This is a genomic window from Gammaproteobacteria bacterium (assembly GCA_030949385.1).
Taxonomy (GTDB): Bacteria; Pseudomonadota; Gammaproteobacteria; order JAUZRS01; family JAUZRS01; genus JAUZRS01.
In genome coordinates this window covers 416,350-442,286 of the sequence record JAUZSP010000003.1, presented here as the reverse complement: position 1 = coordinate 442,286, position 25,937 = coordinate 416,350, and the positions used below count along the sequence as shown (strand labels likewise).

At 50.2% G+C, this 25,937-nt stretch carries 28 protein-coding genes; 7 read left to right on the top strand and 21 right to left on the bottom strand.

Going from position 1 to position 25,937, the window contains the following annotated elements:
* Positions 1 to 5 precede the first annotated feature (5 nt).
* Positions 6 to 1,631 (top strand): copper-translocating P-type ATPase, encoded by a 1,626-nt coding sequence (locus Q9O24_05850; GenBank protein MDQ7074672.1) that lies wholly within the window; start codon positions 6 to 8, stop codon positions 1,629 to 1,631.
* 397 nt (positions 1,632 to 2,028) lie between these two features.
* Here Q9O24_05850 and Q9O24_05845 read toward each other — a convergent pair whose 3' ends face one another.
* From Q9O24_05845 to mshL, 19 genes are all read right to left on the bottom strand, one after another.
* On the bottom strand, positions 2,029 to 2,241 hold the full coding sequence (locus tag Q9O24_05845; protein ID MDQ7074671.1) for a hypothetical protein: 213 nt from the start codon (positions 2,239 to 2,241) through the stop codon (positions 2,029 to 2,031).
* Positions 2,242 to 2,281: 40 nt separating this feature from the next.
* Positions 2,282 to 2,587, bottom strand: coding sequence for a hypothetical protein (locus Q9O24_05840; GenBank protein ID MDQ7074670.1), 306 nt, complete (start codon positions 2,585 to 2,587; stop codon positions 2,282 to 2,284).
* Positions 2,574 to 3,881, bottom strand: coding sequence for an RHS repeat-associated core domain-containing protein (locus tag Q9O24_05835; GenBank protein ID MDQ7074669.1), 1,308 nt, complete (start codon positions 3,879 to 3,881; stop codon positions 2,574 to 2,576). The genes Q9O24_05840 and Q9O24_05835 overlap by 14 nt, the downstream gene beginning before the upstream one ends.
* Complete coding sequence (locus tag Q9O24_05830) at positions 3,878 to 4,372, bottom strand: hypothetical protein (GenBank protein ID MDQ7074668.1); 495 nt, start codon at positions 4,370 to 4,372, stop codon at positions 3,878 to 3,880. The genes Q9O24_05835 and Q9O24_05830 overlap by 4 nt, the downstream gene beginning before the upstream one ends.
* Positions 4,373 to 4,395: 23 nt before the next feature.
* Entirely contained in the window at positions 4,396 to 5,736 is a 1,341-nt protein-coding gene (locus Q9O24_05825; GenBank protein MDQ7074667.1) for an RHS repeat-associated core domain-containing protein, read from the bottom strand.
* A gap of 26 nt (positions 5,737 to 5,762) precedes the next feature.
* Positions 5,763 to 6,134 (bottom strand): DUF4288 domain-containing protein, encoded by a 372-nt coding sequence (locus tag Q9O24_05820; GenBank protein MDQ7074666.1) that lies wholly within the window; start codon positions 6,132 to 6,134, stop codon positions 5,763 to 5,765.
* A 2-nt stretch (positions 6,135 to 6,136) separates the two neighbouring features.
* The gene (locus Q9O24_05815) at positions 6,137 to 6,862 is read right to left on the bottom strand and encodes an RHS repeat-associated core domain-containing protein (protein ID MDQ7074665.1); all 726 of its coding nucleotides are present in this window, start codon (positions 6,860 to 6,862) and stop codon (positions 6,137 to 6,139) included.
* 62 nt (positions 6,863 to 6,924) lie between these two features.
* Entirely contained in the window at positions 6,925 to 7,767 is an 843-nt protein-coding gene (gene bioC / locus Q9O24_05810; protein ID MDQ7074664.1) for a malonyl-ACP O-methyltransferase BioC, read from the bottom strand.
* Entirely contained in the window at positions 7,760 to 8,500 is a 741-nt protein-coding gene (gene bioH / locus Q9O24_05805) for a pimeloyl-ACP methyl ester esterase BioH (GenBank protein MDQ7074663.1), read from the bottom strand. The genes bioC and bioH overlap by 8 nt, the downstream gene beginning before the upstream one ends.
* On the bottom strand, positions 8,501 to 11,437 hold the full coding sequence (locus tag Q9O24_05800) for an insulinase family protein (protein MDQ7074662.1): 2,937 nt from the start codon (positions 11,435 to 11,437) through the stop codon (positions 8,501 to 8,503).
* Between the two features lie 198 nt (positions 11,438 to 11,635).
* Complete coding sequence (locus Q9O24_05795) at positions 11,636 to 11,830, bottom strand: hypothetical protein (GenBank protein ID MDQ7074661.1); 195 nt, start codon at positions 11,828 to 11,830, stop codon at positions 11,636 to 11,638.
* Positions 11,831 to 11,933: 103 nt separating this feature from the next.
* Positions 11,934 to 12,650, bottom strand: a complete 717-nt coding sequence (locus Q9O24_05790; protein MDQ7074660.1) for a hypothetical protein — start codon at positions 12,648 to 12,650, stop codon at positions 11,934 to 11,936.
* Positions 12,651 to 12,656: 6 nt separating this feature from the next.
* Entirely contained in the window at positions 12,657 to 12,992 is a 336-nt protein-coding gene (locus Q9O24_05785) for a hypothetical protein (protein ID MDQ7074659.1), read from the bottom strand.
* On the bottom strand, positions 12,982 to 13,566 hold the full coding sequence (locus tag Q9O24_05780) for a hypothetical protein (protein ID MDQ7074658.1): 585 nt from the start codon (positions 13,564 to 13,566) through the stop codon (positions 12,982 to 12,984). The genes Q9O24_05785 and Q9O24_05780 overlap by 11 nt, the downstream gene beginning before the upstream one ends.
* Positions 13,550 to 14,902, bottom strand: coding sequence for a hypothetical protein (locus Q9O24_05775; GenBank protein MDQ7074657.1), 1,353 nt, complete (start codon positions 14,900 to 14,902; stop codon positions 13,550 to 13,552). The genes Q9O24_05780 and Q9O24_05775 overlap by 17 nt, the downstream gene beginning before the upstream one ends.
* A 1-nt stretch (position 14,903) precedes the next feature.
* A complete protein-coding gene (locus Q9O24_05770; GenBank protein ID MDQ7074656.1) occupies positions 14,904 to 16,109 on the bottom strand; it encodes a type II secretion system F family protein in 1,206 nt (401 codons plus the stop codon).
* Complete coding sequence (locus Q9O24_05765; GenBank protein ID MDQ7074655.1) at positions 16,109 to 17,806, bottom strand: ATPase, T2SS/T4P/T4SS family; 1,698 nt, start codon at positions 17,804 to 17,806, stop codon at positions 16,109 to 16,111. The genes Q9O24_05770 and Q9O24_05765 overlap by 1 nt, the downstream gene beginning before the upstream one ends.
* Complete coding sequence (locus Q9O24_05760) at positions 17,803 to 18,075, bottom strand: hypothetical protein (protein MDQ7074654.1); 273 nt, start codon at positions 18,073 to 18,075, stop codon at positions 17,803 to 17,805. The genes Q9O24_05765 and Q9O24_05760 overlap by 4 nt, the downstream gene beginning before the upstream one ends.
* Before the next feature lie 2 nt (positions 18,076 to 18,077).
* Positions 18,078 to 19,604 (bottom strand): pilus (MSHA type) biogenesis protein MshL, encoded by a 1,527-nt coding sequence (gene mshL, locus Q9O24_05755; protein MDQ7074653.1) that lies wholly within the window; start codon positions 19,602 to 19,604, stop codon positions 18,078 to 18,080.
* 225 nt (positions 19,605 to 19,829) lie between these two features.
* Between mshL and Q9O24_05750 the strand changes: the two genes are divergently transcribed.
* The 3 genes from Q9O24_05750 (at position 19,830) to Q9O24_05740 (ending at position 22,148) form a co-directional block, all read left to right on the top strand.
* Complete coding sequence (locus Q9O24_05750) at positions 19,830 to 20,129, top strand: hypothetical protein (protein MDQ7074652.1); 300 nt, start codon at positions 19,830 to 19,832, stop codon at positions 20,127 to 20,129.
* A gap of 148 nt (positions 20,130 to 20,277) precedes the next feature.
* Positions 20,278 to 21,465 (top strand): sulfate adenylyltransferase, encoded by a 1,188-nt coding sequence (sat, locus tag Q9O24_05745; protein MDQ7074651.1) that lies wholly within the window; start codon positions 20,278 to 20,280, stop codon positions 21,463 to 21,465.
* A gap of 110 nt (positions 21,466 to 21,575) precedes the next feature.
* Positions 21,576 to 22,148: a thioredoxin family protein gene (locus Q9O24_05740; protein ID MDQ7074650.1), complete on the top strand. Its 573-nt coding sequence runs from the start codon at positions 21,576 to 21,578 to the stop codon at positions 22,146 to 22,148.
* Between the two features lie 158 nt (positions 22,149 to 22,306).
* Here the strand turns inward: Q9O24_05740 and Q9O24_05735 are convergent, their stop codons facing one another.
* Positions 22,307 to 22,597 carry a DUF2442 domain-containing protein gene (locus Q9O24_05735; GenBank protein MDQ7074649.1) on the bottom strand — a complete coding sequence of 97 codons (291 nt, stop codon included), beginning with the start codon at positions 22,595 to 22,597 and terminating at the stop codon, positions 22,307 to 22,309.
* Positions 22,598 to 22,607: 10 nt separating this feature from the next.
* Complete coding sequence (locus Q9O24_05730) at positions 22,608 to 22,895, bottom strand: DUF4160 domain-containing protein (protein ID MDQ7074648.1); 288 nt, start codon at positions 22,893 to 22,895, stop codon at positions 22,608 to 22,610.
* 155 nt (positions 22,896 to 23,050) lie between these two features.
* Here Q9O24_05730 and Q9O24_05725 point away from each other — a divergent pair, with 155 nt between their 5' ends.
* Genes Q9O24_05725 through Q9O24_05715 form a run of 3 tightly spaced genes read left to right on the top strand, consistent with a single transcriptional unit; the run spans position 23,051 to position 25,918 of the window.
* A complete protein-coding gene (locus tag Q9O24_05725; GenBank protein ID MDQ7074647.1) occupies positions 23,051 to 24,853 on the top strand; it encodes an ABC transporter ATP-binding protein in 1,803 nt (600 codons plus the stop codon).
* On the top strand, positions 24,850 to 25,491 hold the full coding sequence (locus tag Q9O24_05720) for a pseudouridine synthase (GenBank protein ID MDQ7074646.1): 642 nt from the start codon (positions 24,850 to 24,852) through the stop codon (positions 25,489 to 25,491). Before Q9O24_05725 ends, Q9O24_05720 begins: the two co-directional genes overlap by 4 nt.
* Positions 25,430 to 25,918 (top strand): pyridoxamine 5'-phosphate oxidase family protein, encoded by a 489-nt coding sequence (locus Q9O24_05715; GenBank protein MDQ7074645.1) that lies wholly within the window; start codon positions 25,430 to 25,432, stop codon positions 25,916 to 25,918. Before Q9O24_05720 ends, Q9O24_05715 begins: the two co-directional genes overlap by 62 nt.
* Positions 25,919 to 25,937 lie beyond the last annotated feature (19 nt).

The following is a 25,937-nucleotide window of genomic DNA, read 5'->3' as shown; positions in this document are numbered from 1 at the left end:
TGATCGTGACCCTGATTTTGCTTGGTAAATACTTGGAAAGTGCCGCCAAAGGCCGTACCTCCAGCGCCATCCGCAAGCTGGTAGCGCTGCAACCCAAAACCGCCACCGTAATCCGCAACGGTGAGGCAGAATCCGTTCCCATCGAGTCGGTACGCACGGGCGATCTGATCTTGGTCAAACCGGGCGAGCGCGTCCCCGTCGATGGCGAAGTAACGCAAGGCAGCAGCTTTGTCGATGAAGCGATGATCAGCGGTGAACCGCTGGCGGTGGAAAAAAACAGCGGTGACAAGCTCATCGGCGGCACGATCAACCAGAGCGGCGCACTGCACTTCGAAGCCGAGCAGGTGGGTGAAAACACCCTTTTAGCGCAGATCATCCATTTGGTGGAAGAGGCGCAGGCAGGCAAACCGCCGATTCAGATGATGGCGGATAAAATCGCCGCTGTGTTTGTCCCCATCGTCTTGCTGCTGGCCAGCATCACCTTTATCACTTGGTTGCTGATCGGGCCAGAACCGAGCCTCAACTACGCTTTCGTAGCCGCCGTCTCTGTACTGGTCATTGCCTGCCCCTGTGCGATGGGGTTGGCCACACCGACGGCCATTATGGTCGCCACCGGCAAAGGGGCGGAGCTGGGTCTGCTGTTTCGCAAAGGCCCGGCGCTGGAGGCGTTAGCGGAGATCGACACCGTGGTGCTGGATAAAACCGGCACCGTCACCAAAGGTTTCCCCGAGCTGGTGAAAATCATCGCCCTGCACGGCGATGAAAACCAGCTGTTGCAGTGGGCCGCCAGCGCCGAGAGTCAAAGCGAACACCCCATTGCCAAAGCGGTGGTAAGCGCCGCGCAGGCACGCAACCTCAGCCTCAGCGCCGCCACGCAGTTTCAGGCTGAAGTGGGCTTTGGTCTCAGTGCCGAGGTGGAGGGGCATAACATCGAGATCGGTGCCGAACGGCTGATGCTGAAGCTGGGGCTGGATCTGGCTCCCTTGGCCGCCGAGGCCGAGGTGCAGGCCAAAGCCGCTGCCACGCCGATTTTTATCGCCGTCGATGGTGTTTTGGCTGGGCTGCTGGCGGTGGCCGATCCAATCAAAGAGGAGAGCCGCAGCACCGTTGCAGCTCTAAAAGAGCGGGGCTTGAAGGTGATGCTGCTGACCGGCGATCATCCCCACACCGCTCAAGCGGTGGCCGATCAGGTGGGCATTGACAGCGTGATTGCCAATGTCTTACCCGCCGACAAAGCCCGTGAGGTGAAACGACTGCAACAAACGGGAGCGAAAGTGGCCTTTGTCGGTGACGGCATCAACGACGCTCCGGCGCTGGCACAAGCAGAGGTGGGCATCGCCATCGGCACGGGTACCGACATCGCCATTGAAGCCGCCGATGTGATTCTAATGTCCGGTCAACTGCACGGCATCAGCAAAGCGATCAAGCTGGCACAGCAGACCCTAAAAACCATTCGGCATAATTTTTTCTGGGCGTACGCCTACAACGTCGCTTTGATTCCCTTGGCAGCGGGGCTGTTTTTTCCGCTGACGGGCTGGTTATTAAACCCGATGATTGCCGCTGCTGCGATGAGCGTTTCATCTCTGTTTGTGGTCAGTAACAGTTTGAGGTTGCGACGGTTTAAGGCCTAATGGCCTCAAGGAACAACTGATGTTACGCACGAAATAAGAACGCTAGGTAGGGGCGGAACATTTTCCGCCCTTGCTCTGGTTCCCACGGTCTTTCGTGGAAACCAGAACGTGCCTTCCAAGTCTTGCGACAATAATTAAATCTGGGCTTCCCACTTTGAAAAAGGGGGATCGAGGGGGATTTGCTCCTGCTGGTTTTTATCGGCGCACTGCCCTTCGGTTAGTGCTCCCTACGAAACCGTGCAATACCGTCTTTGATCTCGCGGATCAAACGCCCCGCTAAGTCGTAACTGTATTCACTTTGGCTCACCTGACCTTGGATGTTTTCGGTTTTAAAGCGGATTCGCCCCAGTTTGTCGCGCTCTTTTGTGGCTTCGTCTAGGCTGGTTTGGTACAGGGTCTAGGCGTTGTTCACTTGGCGGCTGGCAACGGCAAAGTCGGTATTAAAAGTGTTGCTCACCGAACCGTTGATGCTGCCCGCCCACGTTTGTCGGGTGTTTAAAATACCGTCATAAGCGTAACTCAACACCTCTCCGCTGGGCGTGGTAATGCTCTCCAGTTGGCCACTGCTGGGCGTGTAACCATAGACAAAGGTGCCTCGGGGCAGGATCAACTGCGTCTGCTTGCCGCTGCTTGGATTGTAGAATAATCATTTATTTCACCAAAAACTCCTTTGACTCCCTTAAAAAATTGATCAAATTACCTCCTCCCGCACCATCCACATCAAAAAACAAATACCAAATTGAGAAAGACAAAGCAAACAGGCCAATCAAAATCATCTCATGCGGATATTCACCAAAAGATTTATCCATGCTATTAGGAAACTTAGAAAATTTATATTTTTTAAAATACTTAATTCCAGCATAAGTAAAATTAACCCCCATCGGAAATAAAACAAAAACCACTCCCAATGTAAAAATACTATACTGAAAAAATTCTACCCAGTTATTGATTTCCAACACTAGCTCCTACAGCAGCCCCAACAGCCGAACCATGCGAACCATGCGAACCGTAATTTGGAGTCAACAATTCATAAATATATGTATCAACTGGACGGTAAATATTGTTCCCAATCTTACCAAAACCATATCCAAGAAAACCACCAGAGCCACCATAAGCAGCACTTCTAGCAACTTGTGATAAATCAAAATTAGCTCCGCAACCAGAATTATTTCCATCCAACTGTTGGTAAGCACTGTTTATTGCTCCAGCAGCAGCACCAAATCCAATGGCTTTTAAAGCCGTTTGGCCAAAGCCACCTAAAGCCCCTGTAACAGCAGCCATAGCTAATCGACCGGCATCAAAATTTCCTGATTGATATTGGTTATAACCTTCAAATCCAGTATTAGCAGTAGCTCCCACCACTTGAGAAATCCACAACCCATCAGGATCAATAAAACCAACAGGATCACCCAAAACATACCCATAAAGATTAGCATCCCCACCACCAAATCGGATCGGGTCTTTATTCGTCCAGCGGCCACTCCAAGCGTCGTAGTCTCTGGCTCCAAAACGGGTCAGTTGGGTGTCGTGGTCGTAAATCCCTCCGGCAAATCCAAAGGGTTGAAAACCCGGGTTGCTGTCTTGGCTGATGTTGCCCCAAACATCGTAGTCGATCCGCTGCACAACGTCACCTGTGGCGCTGTTGATCACCAACCTCGGGCTGCCCAGTTGATCGGAAATAATCCGATAGCGGATGCCGTTTTTGATCATGTAGGCCGGTACATTGGCTTTATCGGCGTAGATAAATTGGCTGACGACGGTGTTGTTGCCGTCCAGTTCCGCCACCGGATTGAGCTGATCTTGGTACAAAAAGCCTTGTACCCATTGACCGTTGCGCTTTTTGCCCATTCTGCGATTTTGCCCGTCGATGAGGTAGTCGATGGTTTGATTGGCTTGAGCAACGCGGATCAGATTGCCCAACAGGTCGTAATGGTAGTTTGTTGTGCTGCCGTTGTCGGTTTTGCTTTGCAATTCACCGTTGGCTCTGTAGCCGTAGGTGGTTCCTGCGTAATCCAGCAGCCGATCTTGAGGGTCGTAATGGGCGATCAATTGGCCATTGAGGTGGGTTCGATTGCCGTTGCTGTCGTAACCGTAGGTGGTGCTGAGGCCGTCTTTGATCTCGCGGATCAAACGCCCCGCTAAGTCGTAACTGTATTCACTTTGGCTCACCTGACCTTGGATGTTTTCGGTTTTAAAGCGGATTCGCCCCAGTTTGTCGCGCTCTTTTGTGATTTCACCTATGGTGATCAATCAAATTCTGGTGGATCAATATTTTTCTTGAATAAATTTACCACATCACTACTGCTAGTCATAACAGTCCTTGTTTCCACCCCATTAACAACAAACCATTCAACAACAAACGATACGGAAGCATCAGAAAAAACACCCCTAAATTTGCAGTTTTTATTATCAAAACATTTCCCACCAAAATAACGAATCACTCCAGGGTATTCAAGTTGGCGATCACCCCAAGCATTATACATATCCGTTACATTAAGCCCATAAGAACAATCTTTGAATGAAACAGTGATTTTTTCCACATATGTCTTTGGAAAATCAAAACCTACTCCATAAGGAATTCTACCATTAATCAGGCAGGCATCATTTCCTGACAAACAACCAGTAACAGTAAAATTATTTCTTTGAAAGTCAACCTCAACAATTTCCACACCAACCCCACTGGGAAGAATAAAATTTGAAACTGTTTCAGCTAATGCAAAGGTTGAAAAAAAATAGCTCATAAAAATTACAAAATATATATACATCATGGGACAACTACCAGAACATTATCACCACTATTGTTGATTCTATTCCTAGTGTTTCGATCAAAAATCATGCAACCCTGTGAAGCACTTTGATTCCCCCGTCTATTATCTCCATGTATTTGAAAAGCACTTCTCCCATACATGTTTTCGTTTGACTGAGGAGTCAATGGAAGAACTCCTAGCCCTGTATTAGGACTATCTACTTGCTGACCAATGTCATACGTACCTTGCGGAATAGGCCCAACATTTGGCACATTTTGCATGTTGGGATTATTTAATCCCTGACCATTACCAGAATACCCATCCCCTATATTTACAGCAGCCCGATTACCATTGATATGTGTTAACCGGCCTGTCGTTTGACTGTACTGCCATACCAACCCATCAGGATCAATAAAACCAACCGGATCACCCAAAACATACCCATAAAGATTAGCATCCCCACCACCAAATCGGATCGGGTCTTTATTCGTCCAGCGGCCACTCCAAGCGTCGTAGTCTCTGGCTCCAAAACGGGTCAGTTGGGTGTCGTGGTCGTAAATCCCTCCGGCAAATCCAAAGGGTTGAAAACCCGGGTTGCTGTCTTGGCTGATGTTGCCCCAAACATCGTAGTCGATCCGCTGGACGACTTCACCTGTGCCGCTGTTGATCACCAACCTTGGGCTGCCCAGTTGATCGGAAATAATCCGATAGCGGATGCCGTTTTTGATCATGTAGGCCGGTACATTGGCTTTATCGGCGTAGATAAATTGGCTGATGACGGTGTTGTTGCCGTCCAGTTCAGCCACCGGATTGAGCTGATCTTGGTACAAAAAGCCTTGTACCCATTGACCGTTGCGCTTTTTGCCCATTCTGCGATTTTGCCCGTCGATGAAGTAGTCGATGGTTTGCTTGGCTTGAGTAACGCGGATCAGATTGCCCAACAGGTCGTAATGGTAGTTTGTTGTGCTGCCGTTTTCAGTTTTACTTTGCAATTCTCCGTTGGCGCTGTAGCCGTAGGTGGTTCCGGCGTAATCCAACAGCCGATCTTGATTGTCGTAATGGGCGATCAATTGGCCATTAAGGTGAGTTCGATTGCCGTTGCGGTCGTAACCGTAGGTGGTGCTGAGGCCGTCTTTGATCTCGCGGATCAAACGCCCCGCTAAGTCGTAACTGTATTCACTTTGGCTGATCTGACCTTGGATGTTTTCGGTTTTAAAGCGGATTCGCCCCAGTTTGTCGCGCTCTTTTGTGGCTTCGTCTAGGCTGATTTGATACAGGGTCTGGGCGTTGAAGCTTGTTTGGCTGTTGGCCAGTTCTCCAAAATTGTTGTAGCTGTTGTTGCCTATAACACTGCCCAAGGTGGTTTGCTCTTTAACCTTTCTTCTCATTCCCTATATAAAACATTAGAAAAACAACCCTTTCCTAGATTTTCAACTTCGGCCATATCATCAACCTCAAATTCAGAATAAGTAATTTCAACACCACTTTCTACAACATTACTATCAGATTTATCATGATTCCCAACCTCTATTAATTTCCTTATTCCAGAAAATAAATAACGAACTGGCTTTTCATTTAATTCAAGATGACCACCTTCATTTAAATCCTCATTACTTTTTGCTATATTTAATGCTTTTTCCATAGCATATTTTTCATCATCAGCCTGAATAAGATACACATTTTCATGAACTAAAATAGAGTCAGAATTTCCAACTTTAAGCTCAAAATAAAATATAGCATGAGCACAATACCACATAGCTATTTACACCTCTTTTCTTTGTTTCTTTCGCCCCGAGCCTTTAACTCTTTTTCTAATCTTTTTTTATCCTTACTGCTTATTATAGGGTTTTTAAGACGATCTTTAATGACATCTGTAGGAACTCCTATCAACCCCGTATCTCTCACATTTTGCCGTCCCCCTTTAGAAAACATCTTATCGCCAATAAATAATCCTATGCCAAAACCAACTACAGCACCAACTACAGCACCTGGAGGACCAGCAATCGCACCACCCCCCATTGCTCCTGCTACAGGATTCAACCCATCAGGATCAATAAAACCAACCGGATCACCCAAAACATACCCATAAAGATTAGCATCCCCACCACCAAATCGGATCGGGTCTTTATTCGTCCAGCGGCCACTCCAAGCGTCGTAGTCTCTGGCTCCAAAACGGGTCAGTTGGGTGTCGTGGTCGTAAATCCCTCCGGCAAATCCAAAGGGTTGAAAACCCGGATTGCTGTCTTGGCTGATGTTGCCCCAAACATCGTAGTCGATCCGCTGCACAACGTCACCTGTAGCGCTGTTTATCACCAACCTCGGGCTGCCCAGTTGATCGGAAATAATCCGATAGCGGATGCCGCCTTTGATCATGTAGGCCGGTACATTGGCTTTATCGGCGTAGATAAATTGGCTGATGACGGTGTTGTTGCCGTCCAGTTCAGCCACCGGATTGAGCTGATCTTGGTACAAAAAGCCTTGCACCCATTGACCTACCGCCGAACCAAGTCCAGCTGAAGCAGAGCCGACAAGAATGTCTTACCACCCTACAACGGAGCCATTACCTCCACCGAACCACTCAACGGCGACACCTCCGGCAACCAGCCCATGCCAAACACCACCTCATAATCCGCTTCAAACTGACCCGCTTGATTGCAGACAAACGCCTCTTGCAGGCGTTGCAGTTTTTGCCGCCCCATCAGACCTCGCGCTCGCTGTGAAGCCACGTTGTGCGCGCCCATCGCTTTGATGGAACGCATCAATTCCGTGACACTCTCAAACTCACGCTGATGACGCTCCACATCCATCACCGGATCTTTAAAACCCGCCGCCAACAACGCATCACCGATGTCGTGCATGTCCACAAAACGATTCACATGCACCTGCTCATCCACCTGCGCCCACGCCTGTCGCAAATTTTGCAACGTATCCATCCCAAACGTGGTGAACATCAGCAGACCGCCCGGTCGCAACACCCGCGCAAACTCACTGAACAGCCCGGTGAGATCTTCGCTGCACCACTGAAGGGTCAAGCTGGAAAAAATCAAATCAACGCTGTCAGTTGCCAACGGCAAACGACGCGCATCAGCGCACAACAGCCCCGGCTTTCGAAACCAACCCGCCCGCTTCGAAGTCCGTTTCAACATGCCCTCTGACAGATCCAAGGCAATCTGCTGCGCTTTGGGGTACTGCTTACGCAAACTGACCGTGCCTTGCCCCGTACCGGTACCAAGATCCAACACCACCTTAGGAGTAAAATGAACCCACCCCAATCGCTCCAGCAAATGGGCGCAGACCTCACGTTGCAACTCCGCCGCGTTATCGTAGCCTGCCGCTGCGCGCTCAAACGAACGGCGAATCTGCTGACGATCCAACTCAACTTCAGCCATCGGTAAACGCCCTCAGTTTGGCAGTAAACAGCTCAGGATGGGACAGAAAAGGCGCATGACCTGCGTTGGGGAACAGCTCAATTTGTAAATCAGAGCGCAGTTGCAACAAGGACTCGGCCACCGCTTGCGGTACCAAACCATCTCGCTCACCTAAAAAAACCGCCAAAGGCGGTTTCAGCTGTTGCAGATCGCTGCGCAGATCCGCCGTGTTTAAAATGTGCAAACCGAGCAACAGACTGGCCTCCGAAGCCGCACCTCCTGCGGCCAAAGCCACCTTGAGCTGCTTCAACACCGCTTTGGAGTCGGCACTGCCCCGCACCTGCAAGGCCAAAAAACGCTGCAAGGTGACGGACAAATTTTCTCGCAACGCACTCGAAAACCCCACCAGCACCTCTGCTTTGGTGGCCGATGGCCAGTTTTCAGCTTGGACAAAACGCGGCGAAGCCGCGACCATAATCAGCTTGGAAACCTTGGCCGGAAAACGCGCCGCCAAACGCAGCGCCACCATTCCCCCCAAGGACCAACCGAGCCAGACAGAGCTTTCGCTCACCTGCTCTGCCAAACGCTCGACCATCTGTTCCAGATCAGCCACCGGACGGTCTGACTCACTGCCAAACCCCGCCAGATCCAAAGCCGTCACGCGGTAAAACGACTCCAACCTTGGAATTAAACTCTGCCACACACCACGGTTCAACCCCCAACCGTGCAGCAAAACCAGATGCGGCTTGACCATTTAGAGCGCCATCACCGTCATGCCACGATCCCCAAATTGCTCCACATTGGCCGCACTGGTGATCACCGCCACACTGGCCAGCTCCGGTTTTAGATAGGTTTTTGCAACCCGTTGTAAGTCCGCAATGCTCACCCGCAAAACACCGTTACGATAGCGTTGGCGCTGCTCAGGGGTGCGATCAAACAACGCTTGATGGAAGGCTTTTTTCGCTTCACCAGAAGGTGAAGAAGGTTTATCCAGCCCGCCAATAACGCCTAAAATCGCCTCTTCCAGCGCGTCATCGCCATGCTCTTCGTTTAACAACCACTCAACGGCCTTATCAAAATCGGCCAAAGTCTCATCTAAACGGGGGTCACGATAAGAGAAGAAACGAAACGCCGCTGCACTCGGATCGTGACTGGCACCGCCACCGTACGCCCCGCCCTGCTCACGAATGGCACGATGCAAATAACCGTTGCGCAGGAAACCGCCCAAGACACCCAAGGCAGGCGCATCAGGATGATCCACCGCCACCGTCGGATAGGCTTTGGCACAGAAGTTCACCTGTGTGCCTGTGGTCCAAATCTGTTTCACCTGCTTTGGCTCAAAGGGCAAAGAAAAGGGTTTCGCTGCCTTTGATGGCAGATCTACAGCATTCCAAACCTCAGCCACCTCGTGTTGCAACGACCCCATCTGCTCCGCTTCCGCCACCAGCAAAAATTGCCGTGGCTGCGCCGTCAGCTCGCTGTGCAAGGTTTTAAACTGCCCTGCCAACGCTTCCAGGTTGGCGCGCTCATTGAGGCTGTCATCCAAGGCCTTGAGCGCCTGAATACCCGCCAAACCCCGCTGTTGATGGCTCAGCGCCGCACTGGCCGAAAGGCCGCTGGATGCCGCCATCATCGCCAAGGCGTGGCCTTGACCGGTGACGCTGCGCTCCGCACGGGTACGATCTTGAGCGATCAGTTCACGAATGCGATCCAGCTCATCAAAACGCGCCTGCTTCACCGTACTGGAAAGCAGCTCTGCTAAAGCACGATTGTTACGATTCAGTGCCTTAGAAGAGAGCATGAAATAGCCCTTGATGGCGTTTACATCGTCCACCTCACCGCTCACCGCTGCATTGGAACCGATGCCACCGCTGACGCTTGATTGCTGCGCTTGGGTCTCTAAATAGCTGTTCTCACCCACCCCCAGCTCAGTCAGGCAACTGCTGTAATAGGGCAGCAGTTGCACCTGCTCTTGACTTAAATGCGGCAGATCAAAAATCACCTTCTGATAGACCAAACCGTTGGTACCTTGCCGGTAGAGAGTCGCAGACTGCTCGCCCCACGAACACACCTCACCCACTGGAGTGGCGATCTCCACCGGCACATCTTCCAACCCCACTTTGGGCAAAATGCTCATGTCGTCTTTCATCTGCTGACGCGCTTCCAGTGCAGCGGCTTGCTCCACCACAGCCTGTTTTTCTGCATCATTCATCGCCGCTTTGATCTGCGCCAAACGCGCCGCTTCAGCCGCATCGCGGCGCGCACTCAAACCAGCATCGGGTTTCAAGCTCAGACGCACACGGTGTTGATTCTCCAGCAAAAGCGATTTCACCAAGCCTTTGATAAAGTCAGGATCTTGAATCTGCTCACGCAGGTTTGCCAAAACCGGATCAAGGTTCATCGCCGCCACAGGATCACCGCGATGAATGGCGCTGGACAGTCCCTCCAGAATCAGTTGCAAACCATAGGGGTAGCTGCCGCCGCCCACTTCTCGTTGGCTCATCTCTAACTGATGCAGAACCGCTTCGACTCGTTCTTGCGGCAGACCGTTTTCCGCCACCTCAAACAGCACCTGAAACACCAATTGCTCCAATTCGGCGGCTTTTTCAGGCGAAGAGCCTTCAATGCCGCAGACAAAACTCATTTCACGATTAGACTCTTCCAGACCACAGAGGGGCGAGGGCGCACTGCCCAAGTCACAGCTCTCCAGCGCGTGGCGCAACGGCGAGGCACCATCATCCAGCAAGACCCCAGAAAGCAGGTGCGCGTTCATCTGCGCCTTCAGATCAATGCTCTCTCCCAGCAGCCAACCCAGCACGATGTGGGTTTTATTCTCGCTGTCTGGCTCATCAAAGGCGTAATTCTCTTCCACCACCAGTGGCGCGTGGTAACGCTGTTCCAGACCCACACTGATCTCTTCATCCAGAGGTTCAAAACGGTGCAGCACTTGCGCTTCAAATTTACGCTGATGCTCCACCGCTGAAATATCGCCGTAGGTCATGAAAATAGCGTTAGAGGGGTGATAATGAACGCGATAAAAGGCTTTCAGCTCTTCGTAACTCAGATCAGGAATGCGTTCAGGTTCACCGCCGCTGTTGAAGTGGTAGGTGGTGCTGGGAAAAAGGTGTTTGCTCACAGTCTGCCACAGGGTACTGACCGGCGAGCTCATCGCGCCTTTCATCTCATTGAACACCACCCCTTTGTAGACCAGATCACTGTCAGGATTGCTGGCTTCTTCAAATTCAACCCGATGCCCTTCTTGAGCAAAATCAAGTTCGTCCAGACGAGAGAAAAAGACCGCATCCAGATAGACATCCAGCAGGTTGTTAAAGTCTTTACGATTCTGGCTGGCAAACGGATAGGCGGTCCAGTCCGAGCTGGTGAAGGCGTTCATAAAGGTGTTCAGTGAACGGCGGATCATCATAAAGAAGGGATCACGCACGGGGTATTTTTCACTGCCACAAAGGGCGGTGTGTTCCAACATGTGCGCCACACCAGTGGAGTCCGTTGGCACGGTTCGTAGCCCAACCAAGAAGACGTTTTCGTCGTTGTCCGCGTGCAGATGGTAGTGCATCGCGCCGGTTTTTTTATGCCGGTACTCTTCCACCACCACATTCAGCGAATCAATTGCTTCACTGCGCAGCCATTCAAATGTCGAGTGAGTCTCTGGAGCGGTTCTGTCCTGTGCCATAAAAAAGCGTCCACCTTAAAAGTTGATTTACAACGGATAGGCAAAAGATATATAGGCGCAGCGGAAGAATTTCAAGGGAGAAACAAGAGAAAGAGAGGTAAGCGGGTTCAAAAAGTCATTCAGAGTCATACCCGCGAAAGCGGGTATCCACATTTCGACGCATGGATTTCCGTCTGAGCGGAAATGACCGAAACAAACTTAGCCGACTTTACAGCTCATATCTTCACCACAGCACAGGGGTGATTTGATTTTGCCATGACCGTTAGGGCATTCGGAAATTTGCACTTCGCTGCCGTCATCCAATTTCAAACTGCCATCAACCAGTGGTGCATCGCATTTTGCACAGGTCGCATTAACCGCCATACCGCATTTTGAACATTCGTATGTTGCCATGAGTAAAACCTCGTAATTGAGTTGATGAGTGACACGTGTCGACGTAAAAATAGTGGATACGCCGACAAAGTTCAATGCTTATTATCCCACTAAATTAGTAGGTCTATTGCAATAAGGCGGCTTGCACAACCACTGGCAGTTCATCAACAGTGACAAATTCAAGCCGATCATTAAACCCCTCAGCCACTCCGGCTTGAATAAACACCTCATCAAAATCCGCATTGGATTCAACCTGCCCACCCGATTGATAGAGATCCAAAAAGGCACTGGCGTTTGGAGCAGCCGCGCTGCGATTCTGCCCCGTCACCACCTTACCCGCAGAGATCAATAGAAAGGCAATGCGATCAGAAATCAGCTCACCGCGCTCATTCAACAGAGTCAACCAACGACATGCACGGTTCTGACAGTCGTTGTGCTCCAGCAACGCTTCAGCCACCGCATACCAAATAGGTTCCCCAGCCGGATCATAAAACTCGATGCCCAATGAACGGTTTTGACAGCCGCCTGGATCAACATCGCCCAACCAAGGGTAACGCCCCAAACGATGTTCCGCAGTGAGGTTCACGGTGACACAATCGGCTCTGCCATCGTAACCCTGAGGATCACCGTTGCGATCAGGAAACGGCAAACGATAATTACCTACTTCATGGCCAATCAGATACGCCAGCAGATGGGTTTTGGCCTTTGCCAACGCATTCTCCTCATCAAGCGGATAATAACCGCTGCTGATCGGCAGACGAGCCAGAGCAAACGTGGCCGAAGCGATCAATAACATCAAGGCCATCAGTAACAGCACCACTCCAGATTGAGGCTTCAACATCGACCGCTACGGCAAAACAAAACGCTCGCCTACCTGAATTTTCTGCTCACCGCGCTGTAAAAAACAGTCACCGGATTCAGCCACCAACACCTTGTTATCAGGGGTAGCCTTAAAGCTCACTCTGCCATTCAGCCACAGAGCCTGATAAGATCCAGACAACAGACAACCGTTTAAACGCACCTTTTTAGGCCAATGTTTTTGCACCACTGGCACACTGACTTTTTTATCTAAAAACAGCTTGACAGGTTCTCGAAAAAACATCGGATAAAGTGTTTCTTCTGCCATTAAACCACCGTCACTGCCCATCGTTAATATCCACAATAAAATCAGCCTATGTTTCATCAACTGCCTTTAAAACCAGTGAATGCCAATAAAATCGACAGGCAACCCGCAGTTTCAAGCGAGGCTTTTCTATCAAAGCAGCACGGCTCATTTCACAGCTTTGCGCTGAAAATATCGCCCCACTCTGACGTTTGATTAGAGCAATAAAATCAAACAAGTGAGCTTCATTAACCGTTCTAAACACGACCTCCAAACCCAAACGTTGAACAGACAGAGTGTTTTCCATCGGATCAGGCAACAACTCAGGAGATAAAAAATGATAATCCAATGATCCCAGCCCCTCATCAAACTGCGCTCTGGCTGTTTTTAGGCTGGCCAATACAGACTCTGGGGAATGTTCTGAAAAATAGCCCAACTGCTTAAAACGCTTAAATTCAGCTTGATATTTATCCAGCAGAGCCGCATTTTCACGCCGTTCTTGCTGCTGATGCAACAACACACGCTGCTGAACACGCTCCTCTTGATAATGACCTTCTGCATCGGATATTTTCCCAGAGAGCAGCCATAATACAGCGGCCATCAGACAAAACGGCAGCAATAAACCCAGTTGAGAAAACCTATTGAAGGCGATCACGATCTGCACTCAACAGCAGAGAAAACGACACTGTTTTTTCTGCCATGGCCTCGGCATCCACAACCTCCAGCACTCCGGCTTTAGGTAAACGCTTATTCCCATGGCTGTCGCGCACCGAAAATTTCAGCTGGGTTTTTAACCGCTGTAAAAAATCACGGTACTGCTCTTCAACAGATTGACGAACCACTTCCGAAGACAAAACCCTGCCATCGAACTGAATTGTGGCCTCTTGCTCTGACCAACGCCAAGCCAATTTATCAACGGCCACTGCGGGAAACTGCTGCAACAAGCGGCTCAAATTATAAAAAAGCGCCTCATTGGAATACGCATTCTCTGCAACTAAAGCCGTGGTGCGTTGCACCCATGTTCTTATTTGAGCGCCATTAACACCCTCGATGCGTTTCTCTGCGGGCAAACTCTTTTGCAACGCTGCATTTTTCAGCGCCAAAGAGTCTCCTGCCTGCATTAACAGCACACTCTCCACAACACCAAGAGGCATCAATAAAAACATCAACAATACGCCATACCGTAAAAAGGGTTTATATTCCAGCCAGCCCCTTTTTGCTTCCAATCGGTAGTCTGGCGTTGCTGTTTTTGCCAACACAACAGGAACACATAAATAGAGAGGGTCACGATCCTGTTTACCGAATTGCGCCAATTTAGGCCACTCCAAAACCTGCACTGACAACGCATCACCGCTCTCAAGCCATTTGCGAGAGTATAAAAATTGTCGGGTTATTTTCAGCTCACGTTTGATCTGCTCTTCTCGCTGTTCGTGCTCCACAAATCGCAACAGACGACTAAAATAAAGTTTTTTCTCCACAAAAAACGATTGCCGAAAACTGTCACCGTGTTCGCTGACCAGTAAAACATTCGGCTCCGAGTCATCAGCTCCATCAAGCAACTCTTGGCAAACAAGGGCAAAACTGTGCAACTTAAACTGTTGGACTCCCGCAACAGAGAGCTGCTGAAAACACCGTTTCAACGCCTCTTTTTGCCCCAAACTCAGCAACAACAGACGCGCATCCTTACGTCCACTCATTTCACGCTGCTGGAACTGAACAGCAGTTAAAAAATCATCATCATACTCTTTTTTTAAGCGGCGCTGATGGAGTTTTTTCCGCTCCCAAAACCCCACATAAGGAACCGTTACCAAGCTCAATTCCTCATCCATTAAGTTAAAAACCACGCTCAATATTATTATTTTTTTAGCGGTAATAAAATCAGCCAAAGCCTGCTGACCCGCTGCGTTATTAACACACTCGATCTTGGATAAAAAATAACCCGACTGCCACGAACAGAGCCGAAGCGTTGCATCAGTGAAAAAATCAGCCATTTCATCGACCGGAGTCCAGCACTAAAATTAGATCATAAATGGGCGAAATCACCGACAGAATAATCCAAGCCATCAACAGGCCGAGAAACACCGTCACCAGTGGCTCAATGCTGACTTCAAATTTTGAAATTGACTCTTTAATATCACGATTGAAAAAATAGCTGACGTTTTTCAATGCCTCATCAACCGCACCGGTTTTTTCACCAACGCGCAACATACGCAGCATCAAGCTGGGAAACACCTCCACGGCAGCAAAACTTTGATGCACCCCACCGCCCTCGGAGATGCGTTGATACACCTGCTCCAGCGCCTGCTCAATAAAGCGATTATCCACCACCTTGGCACTCAGACGAATGCTCTCCAACAGGGTAATACCCGAGCTGTACATCAGTGCCAAATAAGCGATAAAACGCGCCAACTTGATCTTTTTAACCAGCGGCCCCAGCAACCAAACAGAGAGCAAGCAACGATCCCAGTACACAACAAAACGGGGGCTGTGTCGTTTTGCCAACAACACAGCAATACTCAGCACACCAAAACCTAAAACAAACAACCACCAATACGTCGCTATCAAATGTGAGGTCGCAATCAATGCCTTACTGTAAATAGGCAGCTCACCACCCGAATTCACAATAAAGCTCGTTAGTTGCGGTACCAAATACGCCATTAAAAAAATCGTCACCGCTAAAATCACCAGCAACACCACACTGGGATAAATAGAGATTTTTTTCATATGCGCCAACAGCTCATCTTGTTGACGCAACATGCTGTTCAAATCGGAAAATACCCGCTCTAAATTACCGCTCTGCTCACCCACGTTCACCATATTGATGTAAATGGAATCGAACAACTGCGGAAACTCTGCCAGAGCCGCAGAAAAAGTGGCACCTGAACTGACCTTTTCGATTAACTCCGAGGTGACCGAACGCAACAGCGGCGTTTGCAGGCTCTCCTCCAAATCTTGCAGCGCCTCAATCAACGGCACACCCGCCGCCAGTAACTGCTGCAAGTAAAAACTGAAATCTATCAACTCTTGGCGCGTCACTTTTTTTGCAAAAAAAGAAGTTCGAGAACAGAGTGAACAGCTCAGCAGATCCAATTTTTTCTGCTGCAATTTATCCTCTAACTCTCCCTCAGAAGTCGCCTGCAACTCACCTTTGACAATACCGCCCAGAGAATCCATCGCTCGATAACGATAATGAGGCATTAATAACCCGCCTCAAGATCAACCACCCGTGCCAGTTCGTGCAGAGAAGTCTGACCGGCTCGCACTTGACGCAAGCCATCTTGGCGCAGCGAGCAAAAGCCTTTTTCCAATAACAGCGCCAACATCTTCCGCTGACTGGCAGCCTGCACAATCAATTCATCCAGATCCGCATCCATACGCAACACTTCCATAATGGCAAAGCGCCCCCGATAACCTTGGTAATCACACGCCGCACAGCCCACCGCTTTAAACACCGCTCCAGAAAAATCATCCCTCCTTAACAGCTCCATTTCAGCCGCCAAGGGCTGATAAGCCTGTTTGCACTCCGGGCACAAACACCGCAGCAGGCGCTGCGCCACCACACCGATTAAATTACCCGCCAAAATTTCACTGGAAACACCCAAATCCACCAGACGCGCCACCACTGCCAGAGCCGAATTGGTGTGCAGGGTCGAATACACTTGATGGCCAGTCATCGCCGCTCGTAACGCCATCACCGCCGTCTCATGATCTCGAATTTCGCCGACTAAAATCAGATCGGGATCTTGACGCATCAAAGTGCGAATGCCGTTGGCAAAGTCGAGTTTCACCGCCTCATTCAGAGAAATCTGGCGCAACAATGAAGTTGGGTACTCCACCGGATCTTCCAAGGTCATAATATTGACCGTGTCGTGATTGAGCTGCTGCAACATCGAATAAAGCGTGCTGGTTTTACCGCTGCCCGTTGGACCGGTGACCAAAATCAAGCCCTCCGGTCGCCGCATCATCAACTGCAAACGCGCAAAATTGTTCTGCTCCAAGCCCAGCTCAGCCAGCTCCACCACGCCTTTGTGCCGATCTAAAATACGCAAAACAATGTTCTCTCCGTGCAGCGTCCGCACCGTGGAAACGCGAAAATCAATGGCGTGGCCGCGAATGGAGAGGCTAAAACGACCGTCTTGTGGCGCACGACTTTCAGCAATGTTCAGTTTGGCCATCACTTTCAAACGCACCACCATCGCCGACCAAAACTGCTCGTGCAGGCTGCGAATTTGACGCAGCACACCGTCAATGCGATAACGAATGCGTAAAAAACCGCGCTCCGGTTCAAAATGCACATCCGAAGCGTCCCGCTTGACCGCATCGACCAAAATAGCGTCCACCAGCCTCACCATTGGATTACGGTAATCCTCCTCAGCGGGCGTTTTATCCGACCTCTGGCGCTGTTCAATCTCAGCCAAAATGCCATTAATGGAGAGTTCATGGCCGTAAAAACGGTCAATCGCCCGTTTAATCTCCCCCTCACCGGCCAGTAAAGTGATGATCTCCAGCGGCTCTGCTTGCTGCGCACGAATGCGATCCAACGCAATCAAATCATGTGGGTCGGCCATCGCCACACTGAGCTGTTTTGTGCTGGCATTAAATTGAGTTGGAATCAGGCTGTGACGTTGAGCCAAGCTTTTTGCGACCCGATGCAACGCTTCTACATCGGGCAACAGGGTCTCCAAATCCACGCTCTGTTGCTCAAACAGTTCACCTAAAGCGTGACGCAGAAGAGACTCTGCCACAAACCCCAACTGCACCAATAACTTACCCAACGGTTGAGGAAATTTTTTCTGTTCAATCAAAGCAATATCGAGCTGATCTTGGCTTAAAATGCCTTTTTCCAGCAGCACGTCACCCAATCTTTTTTTATCACTTGAAATCAAGTTGCTCATTTTGGCATTGACTCAATCATCACCTGCCAACCTTGCTGCAAACTCTCCTCGCGCAACTGCACATAACCGTATAACAGAGCCACGTAAAACAAGCCAAATAACAGCAACCACAAACCTTTCAGCGCTGTTCTTTTCCAGCCAGCACGTCGAGCCAAGGCGCGGTTTTCTGGATAAAAAATCTCTTCTGGCTTAGAAAGTAACGGAGTGACCGATTCAACTTCAGACACCTCGTTCAACTCATTTTTTAAAGGCTCTAAATTTAATTTCATGCTTATTTTCCCTTGGCTAAAAAGGGCTGAAACTGTTTTAACTCGGTTGCCAAACTGGCACTGCTGATCACCGTTGGACGCAGAAAAATCAGCAGTTCGGTTTTTTGCACCACTTCTTTTGTGTAGGAGAACAGTTTGCCTAGCAGCGGCAACTCACCAAGGCCAGGCAGAGAAAAACGCTCCTGCTCCAGTTTGTCCTGCATTAAACCGCCAATAATGGCAATTTCACCAGAGTTCACCGTCAACATCGACTCCATTTCGCGCACTTGTATTTCCGGCACTCGGCTCACCACCCCAGCAAACGCCAAGGCTGGATTGGGGTCATTCACAAAACCCAAAATGCGCGATATGGTCGGGCGGATGTTCAATAACACCTGCTTAGAGGCACTGATATACGGGGTCACATTCATCACAAATCCCACCGGCACCGTATTCACCTGCGTTTCAAAGGTGGTGGTCACCACCCCCTTATCCACAGAGGTGTCCACCGAAACGGTAAAATAAACGCGGTTATCCACCACCTTTAATACCGCCGTTTGATTGTTTAAGGCCATAATTTTCGGGCTGGAAATCACCTTAATATCACCAAACTGCTGCAACAGACGCAGCGTACCGCTCAAATCAGCAAGGCTGCTGCTGCCCTGCAAAGCCAAAGAGAAAAAAGGCGCGGCGTTTAAGTTCGCTCCAATCGTATTTTGTACCAGATCCACACCCTGCAAACCGCTGCTCAGCAGCGACCAATCCACTCCCATCTGGTAGGCATCGTTTAAGGTCACCTCCACCACCGTTGCTTCCACCAGCACCTGCCGTTTGATGCTGGCCAACATCTGTTTTATGTAGCTGGCTATTTTGCGCTGCTGTTTTTCAGTGGCCTTGACCATCAAGTAACCCGCCTCCCTATTCACCAGCACCAAATTGCTTTTTTTATCCTCTGCTGACTCTCCCAACAGCTGCTTTATATTTCCTTCCAAACTGTGCCAAAAATAGTGCTCAGAGCTGTTTTCCACTTGAGTTGAAGAGTTATTCGAACCGCCGCCACCGGCCTGCTGACTAAAACCAGTGGAGGAGATTTGCGTGGCAAGATCCACTCGACTGAGGCTTTTACGCGCAATATTGACGTACTCAATCGGGTAAGAGGCAAAATAAGGTCGATCTTCTTCAACCAATAAATACCCCTGTTTAAGCTGATAACGCAGCGGCACCTGCAAGGCGATTCGATCCAATAAAACCAACAGCGGTTGATCCATTGCTTTTAACGTCACCTTGCCCTGAATATTGCCGACAATATCAAGATTGATCCGCGCATCTTTGGCCAACGCAAACAGCAGTTGTTTGATCTCCACTTGATGCACCAGCAGGGTGTAGCGCTCTTGCGACAGCGCTTGTTTGATCTTTTTGGTGCTGAACGCTTTACTGGGCTGTTTTAATAAAATAGGGCGTACTTTTTCAACCGTTTGGTATTGCAAATGGCCAACAGATTTTTCTATGTTTGCGCTGTGACAGGCAGACAACAGCAGACTCAGCAGCACATAAAAGAGCCTTGATTGCAGTACTGTTGTTATTCTTATCATCATCTCTGGCGAAGAAATGCAAAATAAAAGCCATAACTATAAAAGAACACCGCTCCCACGATACCCAATCGCCTTCCGATTAAAGCGGTACATCCATTCCTCAATACATAACTATTGATCAAGCCACCCTCTTCAAAGCCGTTAGCAACAACAGCAAGCCACACTGATAACTATTGGTATTTTATGGAGATTTTAACTATGGCCAGCCTGTTTGACTTTCGTGATGCCGCCAAAAAACAGTTGAATGACATTACAGAAATTTGTCACCAATGTTTCTCTGCCGATTATTTTGACGGCGAACATTACATCAAACTGTGCGAGAAAAAACGCGCCGCCAAACAGCGCCTGCACCGCATTGACTATATGTATCGCCTCTCCGTGGCCGTCTCCGAATGGAACGACAGCGTGCCCTACTACGCCCCCGACAAAAGCCCACTGAAATTGGCACACACCGGCCACCCACACCCCACCCAATCAATTTAGGCTATATCAAGATAGAAAACTCTAGGGGGTCGAACTAAAGACGTTCCAAGTCGCAAAGAGTATGATTACCGCCTCTTGCGACCCTCGCCGTTACGATCTTTACCACCCTCTTCAAGGGTCGCGCTGACTGCCTCAAAGGAGAACGTGCATGATCAAGCCTCACGGTTCCGATTCGCTGAACCCCCTATTTGTCTACGACACCGCCCAACACGACGCACTGAGCAAAGAAGCCGAAAGCCTGCCTTCCGTAATGATCAGTTCCGCTGCCGCTGGTAACGCCGTCATGATGGCGGGTGGTTACTTCAACCCTCTGACCGGTTTTATGAACGTCGCTGATGCCATGAGCTGTGCGGAAAAGATGTTCACCACCAGTGGCCTGTTCTTCCCAGTGCCGGTGCTGAACTTGGTTGAAAATGCCGATGCTGTGAAAGGTGCAACACGCATCGCCCTGCGTGATCCCAATGTGGAAGGTAACCCCGTTTTAGCCATTCAAGACGTGGAATCCATCGAAACCGTCACTGCTGATCAGATGGCCAGCATGACCCAAAAAGTCTACGGCACCGACGACAGCGAACACCCTGGTGTAGCGGCCTTCAATGCGCACGGCACCGTCGCCATTGCCGGTCCGATTCAAGTGCTGAATTTCAGCTACTTCCAAACTGAATTCCCCGACACCTTCCGCACAGCGGTCGAGATTCGCAATGAAATCAGCGAACACGGTTGGAAAAAAGTGGTGGCTTTCCAGACCCGCAACCCCATGCATCTGGCGCACGAAGAGCTCTGCCACATGGCAATGGATCGTTTGGGCTGTGATGGTCTTGTGATCCACATGCTGCTCGGCAAATTGAAGCCCGGCGACATCCCCGCTCCCGTGCGTGATGATGCCATCCGCAAAATGGTTGAACTCTACTTCCCTGCCAACAGCGCGATGGTGACCGGTTACGGTTTCGACATGCTCTACGCCGGTCCTCGTGAAGCGGTGCTGCACGCCCTGTTCCGGCAAAATATGGGTGCGACTCACTTTATCATTGGTCGTGACCATGCTGGTGTGGGTGATTATTACGGTGCGTTCGAAGCGCAAGAGATCTTCGAAACCATCCCCGCAGGCACAATGGAGATTGAGATCTTCAAGGCCGATCACACCGCTTACTCGAAGAAACTCGATAAAGTAGTGATGATGTGTGAAGCACCCGATCATAAAAAAGAGGACTTTGTCCTGCTTTCTGGCACCAAAGTACGCGAGATGCTAGGAAAAGGCATCGCACCTCCTCCCGAGTTTTCACGCCCTGAAGTGGCGAAAATTTTGATGGATTATTACCAGAGTTTGAAAGGCTAAACAGAGGGGCGAACCGATGTGTTCGCCCTTTTTTAGTTAATAAAAAAGCCCCATTGAATCATCGACGGGGCTTTTTTCGTTTTATAATGCACATTTTTGGAGAAAAAATCATGGCTCGCACCCCATCCACCATGCTCGAACTCGGCACCCCTGCCCCCGATTTCACCTTGCTCGATCCCCGCAGTGAAAAACAGGTCTCACTAAACAACTTTACTGGACAACCACTGCTGGTAGCCTTTATCTGCAACCACTGCCCTTATGTAATCCAGATCCAAAACGTCTTTGCCACCTTCGCGATGGAGTACCAAGAACAAGGCTTAAACGTGGTCGCCATCAACTCAAACGACGTGCAAAACTACCCCGATGACAGCCCTGCCAAAATGATCGAAACCGCCCAGCAAGCCGGTTATCTGTTTCCCTACCTGTTTGATGAAACTCAAGACGTGGCCAAAGCCTACCGCGCCGCCTGCACCCCTGATTTTTTCCTCTTCGACGCGCAGCACCGGCTGGTCTATCGCGGCCAATTTGATGATGCCCGTCCAGGCAACGACACCCCTTCCACCGGCATGGACATGAGAATGGCGGCGGATGCACTGCTGGAAGGCAACCCAATCCCCAGCGAACAGAAAGCCAGCTTGGGTTGCAACATCAAATGGAAAGCGGGTAACGAACCAAATTATTAACAACAGATAAGCCTATAACCCACGTAGGGCGCAGCAACCGAAGGGCGGTGCGCCGATCAAATCAAGAAAGAGAAAATCCCCCTAGATCCTGAAGTATCTCCACAAAAAAAAGCCCCTAAACAGGGGGTTTCACAAGAGGCAAAACAACTTCATCATCTTCAAAATGATCGGTGTGCCCGAAATCCCTCAGAAAAATTCTGTTTGGGGCTCTTGATAAGCGTATTGTGATACAAATCTTCAATGGGAAAAATCATGGTATAGTCATCCCAATTAAGATTCCCATCTTCTACCTCAAACCTCAAAAAATCACCAATTCTCTTATATCTGTCGCAATCAGGATGAGCATTTCCATAGAGAAAAGGGGCAAAATCCACCATTGAACGATGACCATCATTGAAGTCAATCGCAAGAATATGGCTCCTTAAATGAGTAACGTTAATAATTTCCATTTCTGCCACTTCAAACCCTGCGTGTAATGCTGATTGGAGTAATGTGCTTCTTTCTAACAAAATAGTCAATCCACTTTTCAACGATTTCATCTGCTTTTACTTCAACAAACTCCTTAAACTCTCTTCTCTTTTTTATTTCAAGTCCCATCTTGATCACTATTTTTTGCACCAAACCATCACGCATGTGTATTTCAGCTTTAGACTCCATTCCTTGGTATTTTGCATGAATGTGTATTGGTTCATGCTCATTGCTGTAAAAGAAGAGGATGAGTCCTAAGTACTCGTATATTTTTGGCATTTTAGTCCCTGACATGAAGATCTATTTACCCAAGTAAATCAACATCTTAAACAAAAAAATTCCCTAAAAATGGGCTTTTTTCACAAGAGGAGATTTTCTTTTCCAACGCCTTATAATACGGCAATCACGTTACAGAACAGATCCCAACCACCACCATGAAACAAACACAAAATCAACACTACAGTTGGGCGCGCCTGCGCCAGATGGCACTGGAGCACAAACGCCTCCTCATTCTGGCCAATATCATCGCCCTCTTCGCCACTCTGGCCAGCGTACCGATTCCACTGCTGCTGCCGATGTTGGTGGACGAGGTGCTGCTCGACCAAGCAGGAGCGGCGCGCGCCACTATCGACGGCCTCTTTCCCAGCGAATGGCACAGCCCCGCGCTCTACATCCTTGCCCTGTTGGCGCTCACCCTGCTGCTGCGCCTGAGCGCCTTGCTGCTCACCGTCTGGCAGGCGCGCCACTTCACCCTGATCTCCAAAGAGATCATCTTTCGGATGCGCCGCGACCTGCTGCAACGCCTGCCTCGCGTCGCCATGAGCGAATATGAAACGCTGGGCAGTGGCCGTGTGGCCGCCCACTTTGTCACCGACATGGAAACCGTTGACCACTTTGTCAGCAACTCCGTGAGCAAATTTCTCATCGCCGTCCTAACCATCCTCGGTACGGCATCCATCCTGCTCTGGATCCACTGGCAATTGGCGCTGCTGATCCTCTTTTTTAACCCCATCGTCATCTACTTCACCACCGTATTGGGCAAAAAAGTCAAACATCTAAAGAAAAAAGAAAACCACGCCTTTGAACTGTTCCAACAAGCCCTAACTGAAACCCTCGATGCCATTCAGCAGATCCGCGCCGCCAACCGTGAACAACACTATCTACAGCGTTTGATCCAACACGCCCAGCAAGTGAAACAACACGCAGGCGAATTTGCGTGGCGCAGCGACACCGCCAACCGCCTTAGCTTCGTGATTTTTCTGTTTGGCTTTGATCTGTTTCGTGCCGGAGCCATGTTTATGGTGCTCTACTCGGATCTCAGCTTGGGCGAGATGTTTGCCGTCTTCGGCTATCTCTGGTTTATGATGGGGCCGGTGCAAGAGGTGCTTAACATTCAGTACGCCTTTTACGCCGCCAAAGCCGCCCTCACGCGCATCAACAGCCTCTTGGAGCTCAAGCAAGAAGCCCATTATCCGGCGCTGAAAAACCCCTTTGCCGCCCAGCAGAGCGTGGGGCTGAGCTTAAAGAAAATTCGCTTCGCCTACGGCACGCATCCCGAGGTGTTACGCGGCATCAATCTGGAGATCAAAGCAGGCGAGAAAATCGCCTTCGTCGGTGCCAGCGGCGGTGGCAAATCCACTTTGGTACAGTTGCTGATCGGCCTCTATCCGGCGCAGGGGCAGATCAAATTTAACGGCGTTCCCGTCGAACAGATCGGCTGGCAACGGGTGCGTGAACACGTCATCGCCGTGCTACAAAACCCGGCGCTCTTCAACGACACGGTGCGCAACAACCTCACCTTGGGGCGCAACACCGACCTCGCACACATCAAGCAAGCCGTAGAGATAGCCCAGCTAAGCGACACCCTCGCCGCGCTGCCCGCCGGTTTAGAGACCGTCATTGGCCAACAAGGGATGCGCCTCTCGGGCGGTCAACGGCAACGTTTGGCCATCGCGCGCATGATCCTCAGCAATCCACAGGTGGTGATTCTCGACGAAGCCACCTCCGCACTGGACAGCGACACCGAAAGGCGACTGCACCGTGCCATGAGCGACTTTCTCAAAAATCGGACCACCCTCATCATCGCCCACCGTCTCAGTGCGGTAAAACAGGCCGATCGCATCTACGTTTTTGAAGACGGCCTGATCAGCGCCGAAGGCCAGCACCAACACTTGCTGCAACAAGACGGTTTGTACGCCAAACTGTACGGCGAAGAGAGTGGAGCCAAACCGACATGAGTCGCCTGATCCTGTTTAACAAACCTTTTGATGTACTGAGCCAATTTACCGATCCCAACGGGCGACGCACCTTGGCCGATTTCATTCCGATCAAAGAGGTCTATGTGGCCGGACGGCTGGATCGAGACAGCGAAGGGCTGCTGCTGTTGACCGACGATGGCCATCTGCAACACCAGATCAGCCACCCCACACAAAAACAGCGCAAAACCTATTGGGTGCAAGTGGAGGGCAACATCAGCGAGAGCGCCCTAACACAGCTGCGCCAAGGGGTGCCGCTCAAAGACGGCCTCACTCGCCCCGCACACGCTCACGCCATCGAGGAGCCAGCAGACCTCTGGCCACGCAATCCGCCGATTCGAGAGCGCCAACAGATCCCCACCCAGTGGCTGCAACTGAGCATCAGCGAAGGCCGCAACCGCCAAGTGCGGCGCATGACCGCCGCCGTCGGGCTGCCCACCCTGCGCCTGATTCGCGCTCAAATCGGTGACTGGAACCTCGATGACCTAGCGCAAGGCGCATGGCGTGAGATCAGCCTACCTCGCCCCACACCCCCAACCCAACCGCAGAGAAAACCGTATGCCAAACAGCGCCGAAAATCAGCCCAGCCTCGAAAACATCGCCAAAAAACTGCTCGCTGAGTGTCGCCACGGCGTACTCTCCACCCACTCCAACGCCGTGGAGGGCTACCCCTTCGGCTCACGGGTACCCTACGCGCTGGATCAACAGGGCAGAGTGATTATTCTCATCAGCCAATTGGCGCAGCACACACAAAACATTCAGGCCAACAAACGGGTCTCCTTAACCCTTTGGCAAACCACCCACGAACAGCAAGACATTCAGCAACAACCGAGATTGGTTTATTTGGCCGATGCAGAGCCCCTTCCCGAAGATGAAGAGAATGCCTTTAGCCTCTATTTTCAAGCTTATCCTGACACTCAAGACTATTACCAAAACTTAGATTTTGCGTTCTATCGTCTAAAACCGATCAAACTGCATCTGGTAGCGGGCTTTTCACAGGTCAAATGGCTTAACACAGAGCTATTATTCAACAAAAAAAGCAGCTAATAGCGGAATAAAGGCGATT

What these genes read in the sequence shown, in the direction of transcription:
- Q9O24_05735 (MDQ7074649.1), bottom strand. Translation starts at nt 22,597, where the DNA reads ATGGAAATTATTAACGTTACTCATTTAAGGAGCCATATTCTTGCGATT.
- Q9O24_05785 (MDQ7074659.1), bottom strand. Translation starts at nt 12,992, where the DNA reads ATGAAACATAGGCTGATTTTATTGTGGATATTAACGATGGGCAGTGAC.
- Q9O24_05715 (MDQ7074645.1), top strand. Translation starts at nt 25,430, where the DNA reads ATGCCAAACAGCGCCGAAAATCAGCCCAGCCTCGAAAACATCGCCAAA.
- Q9O24_05730 (MDQ7074648.1), bottom strand. Translation starts at nt 22,895, where the DNA reads ATGCCAAAAATATACGAGTACTTAGGACTCATCCTCTTCTTTTACAGC.
- bioC (MDQ7074664.1), bottom strand. Translation starts at nt 7,767, where the DNA reads ATGGCTGAAGTTGAGTTGGATCGTCAGCAGATTCGCCGTTCGTTTGAG.
- bioH (MDQ7074663.1), bottom strand. Translation starts at nt 8,500, where the DNA reads ATGGTCAAGCCGCATCTGGTTTTGCTGCACGGTTGGGGGTTGAACCGT.
- Q9O24_05820 (MDQ7074666.1), bottom strand. Translation starts at nt 6,134, where the DNA reads ATGTGGTATTGTGCTCATGCTATATTTTATTTTGAGCTTAAAGTTGGA.
- Q9O24_05790 (MDQ7074660.1), bottom strand. Translation starts at nt 12,650, where the DNA reads ATGTTGAAGCCTCAATCTGGAGTGGTGCTGTTACTGATGGCCTTGATG.
- Q9O24_05725 (MDQ7074647.1), top strand. Translation starts at nt 23,051, where the DNA reads ATGAAACAAACACAAAATCAACACTACAGTTGGGCGCGCCTGCGCCAG.
- Q9O24_05775 (MDQ7074657.1), bottom strand. Translation starts at nt 14,902, where the DNA reads ATGGCTGATTTTTTCACTGATGCAACGCTTCGGCTCTGTTCGTGGCAG.
- Q9O24_05760 (MDQ7074654.1), bottom strand. Translation starts at nt 18,075, where the DNA reads ATGAAATTAAATTTAGAGCCTTTAAAAAATGAGTTGAACGAGGTGTCT.
- Q9O24_05795 (MDQ7074661.1), bottom strand. Translation starts at nt 11,830, where the DNA reads ATGGCAACATACGAATGTTCAAAATGCGGTATGGCGGTTAATGCGACC.
- Q9O24_05800 (MDQ7074662.1), bottom strand. Translation starts at nt 11,437, where the DNA reads ATGGCACAGGACAGAACCGCTCCAGAGACTCACTCGACATTTGAATGG.
- Q9O24_05830 (MDQ7074668.1), bottom strand. Translation starts at nt 4,372, where the DNA reads ATGAGCTATTTTTTTTCAACCTTTGCATTAGCTGAAACAGTTTCAAAT.
- Q9O24_05740 (MDQ7074650.1), top strand. Translation starts at nt 21,576, where the DNA reads ATGGCTCGCACCCCATCCACCATGCTCGAACTCGGCACCCCTGCCCCC.
- Q9O24_05765 (MDQ7074655.1), bottom strand. Translation starts at nt 17,806, where the DNA reads ATGAGCAACTTGATTTCAAGTGATAAAAAAAGATTGGGTGACGTGCTG.
- sat (MDQ7074651.1), top strand. Translation starts at nt 20,278, where the DNA reads ATGATCAAGCCTCACGGTTCCGATTCGCTGAACCCCCTATTTGTCTAC.
- Q9O24_05750 (MDQ7074652.1), top strand. Translation starts at nt 19,830, where the DNA reads ATGGAGATTTTAACTATGGCCAGCCTGTTTGACTTTCGTGATGCCGCC.
- Q9O24_05720 (MDQ7074646.1), top strand. Translation starts at nt 24,850, where the DNA reads ATGAGTCGCCTGATCCTGTTTAACAAACCTTTTGATGTACTGAGCCAA.
- Q9O24_05770 (MDQ7074656.1), bottom strand. Translation starts at nt 16,109, where the DNA reads ATGCCTCATTATCGTTATCGAGCGATGGATTCTCTGGGCGGTATTGTC.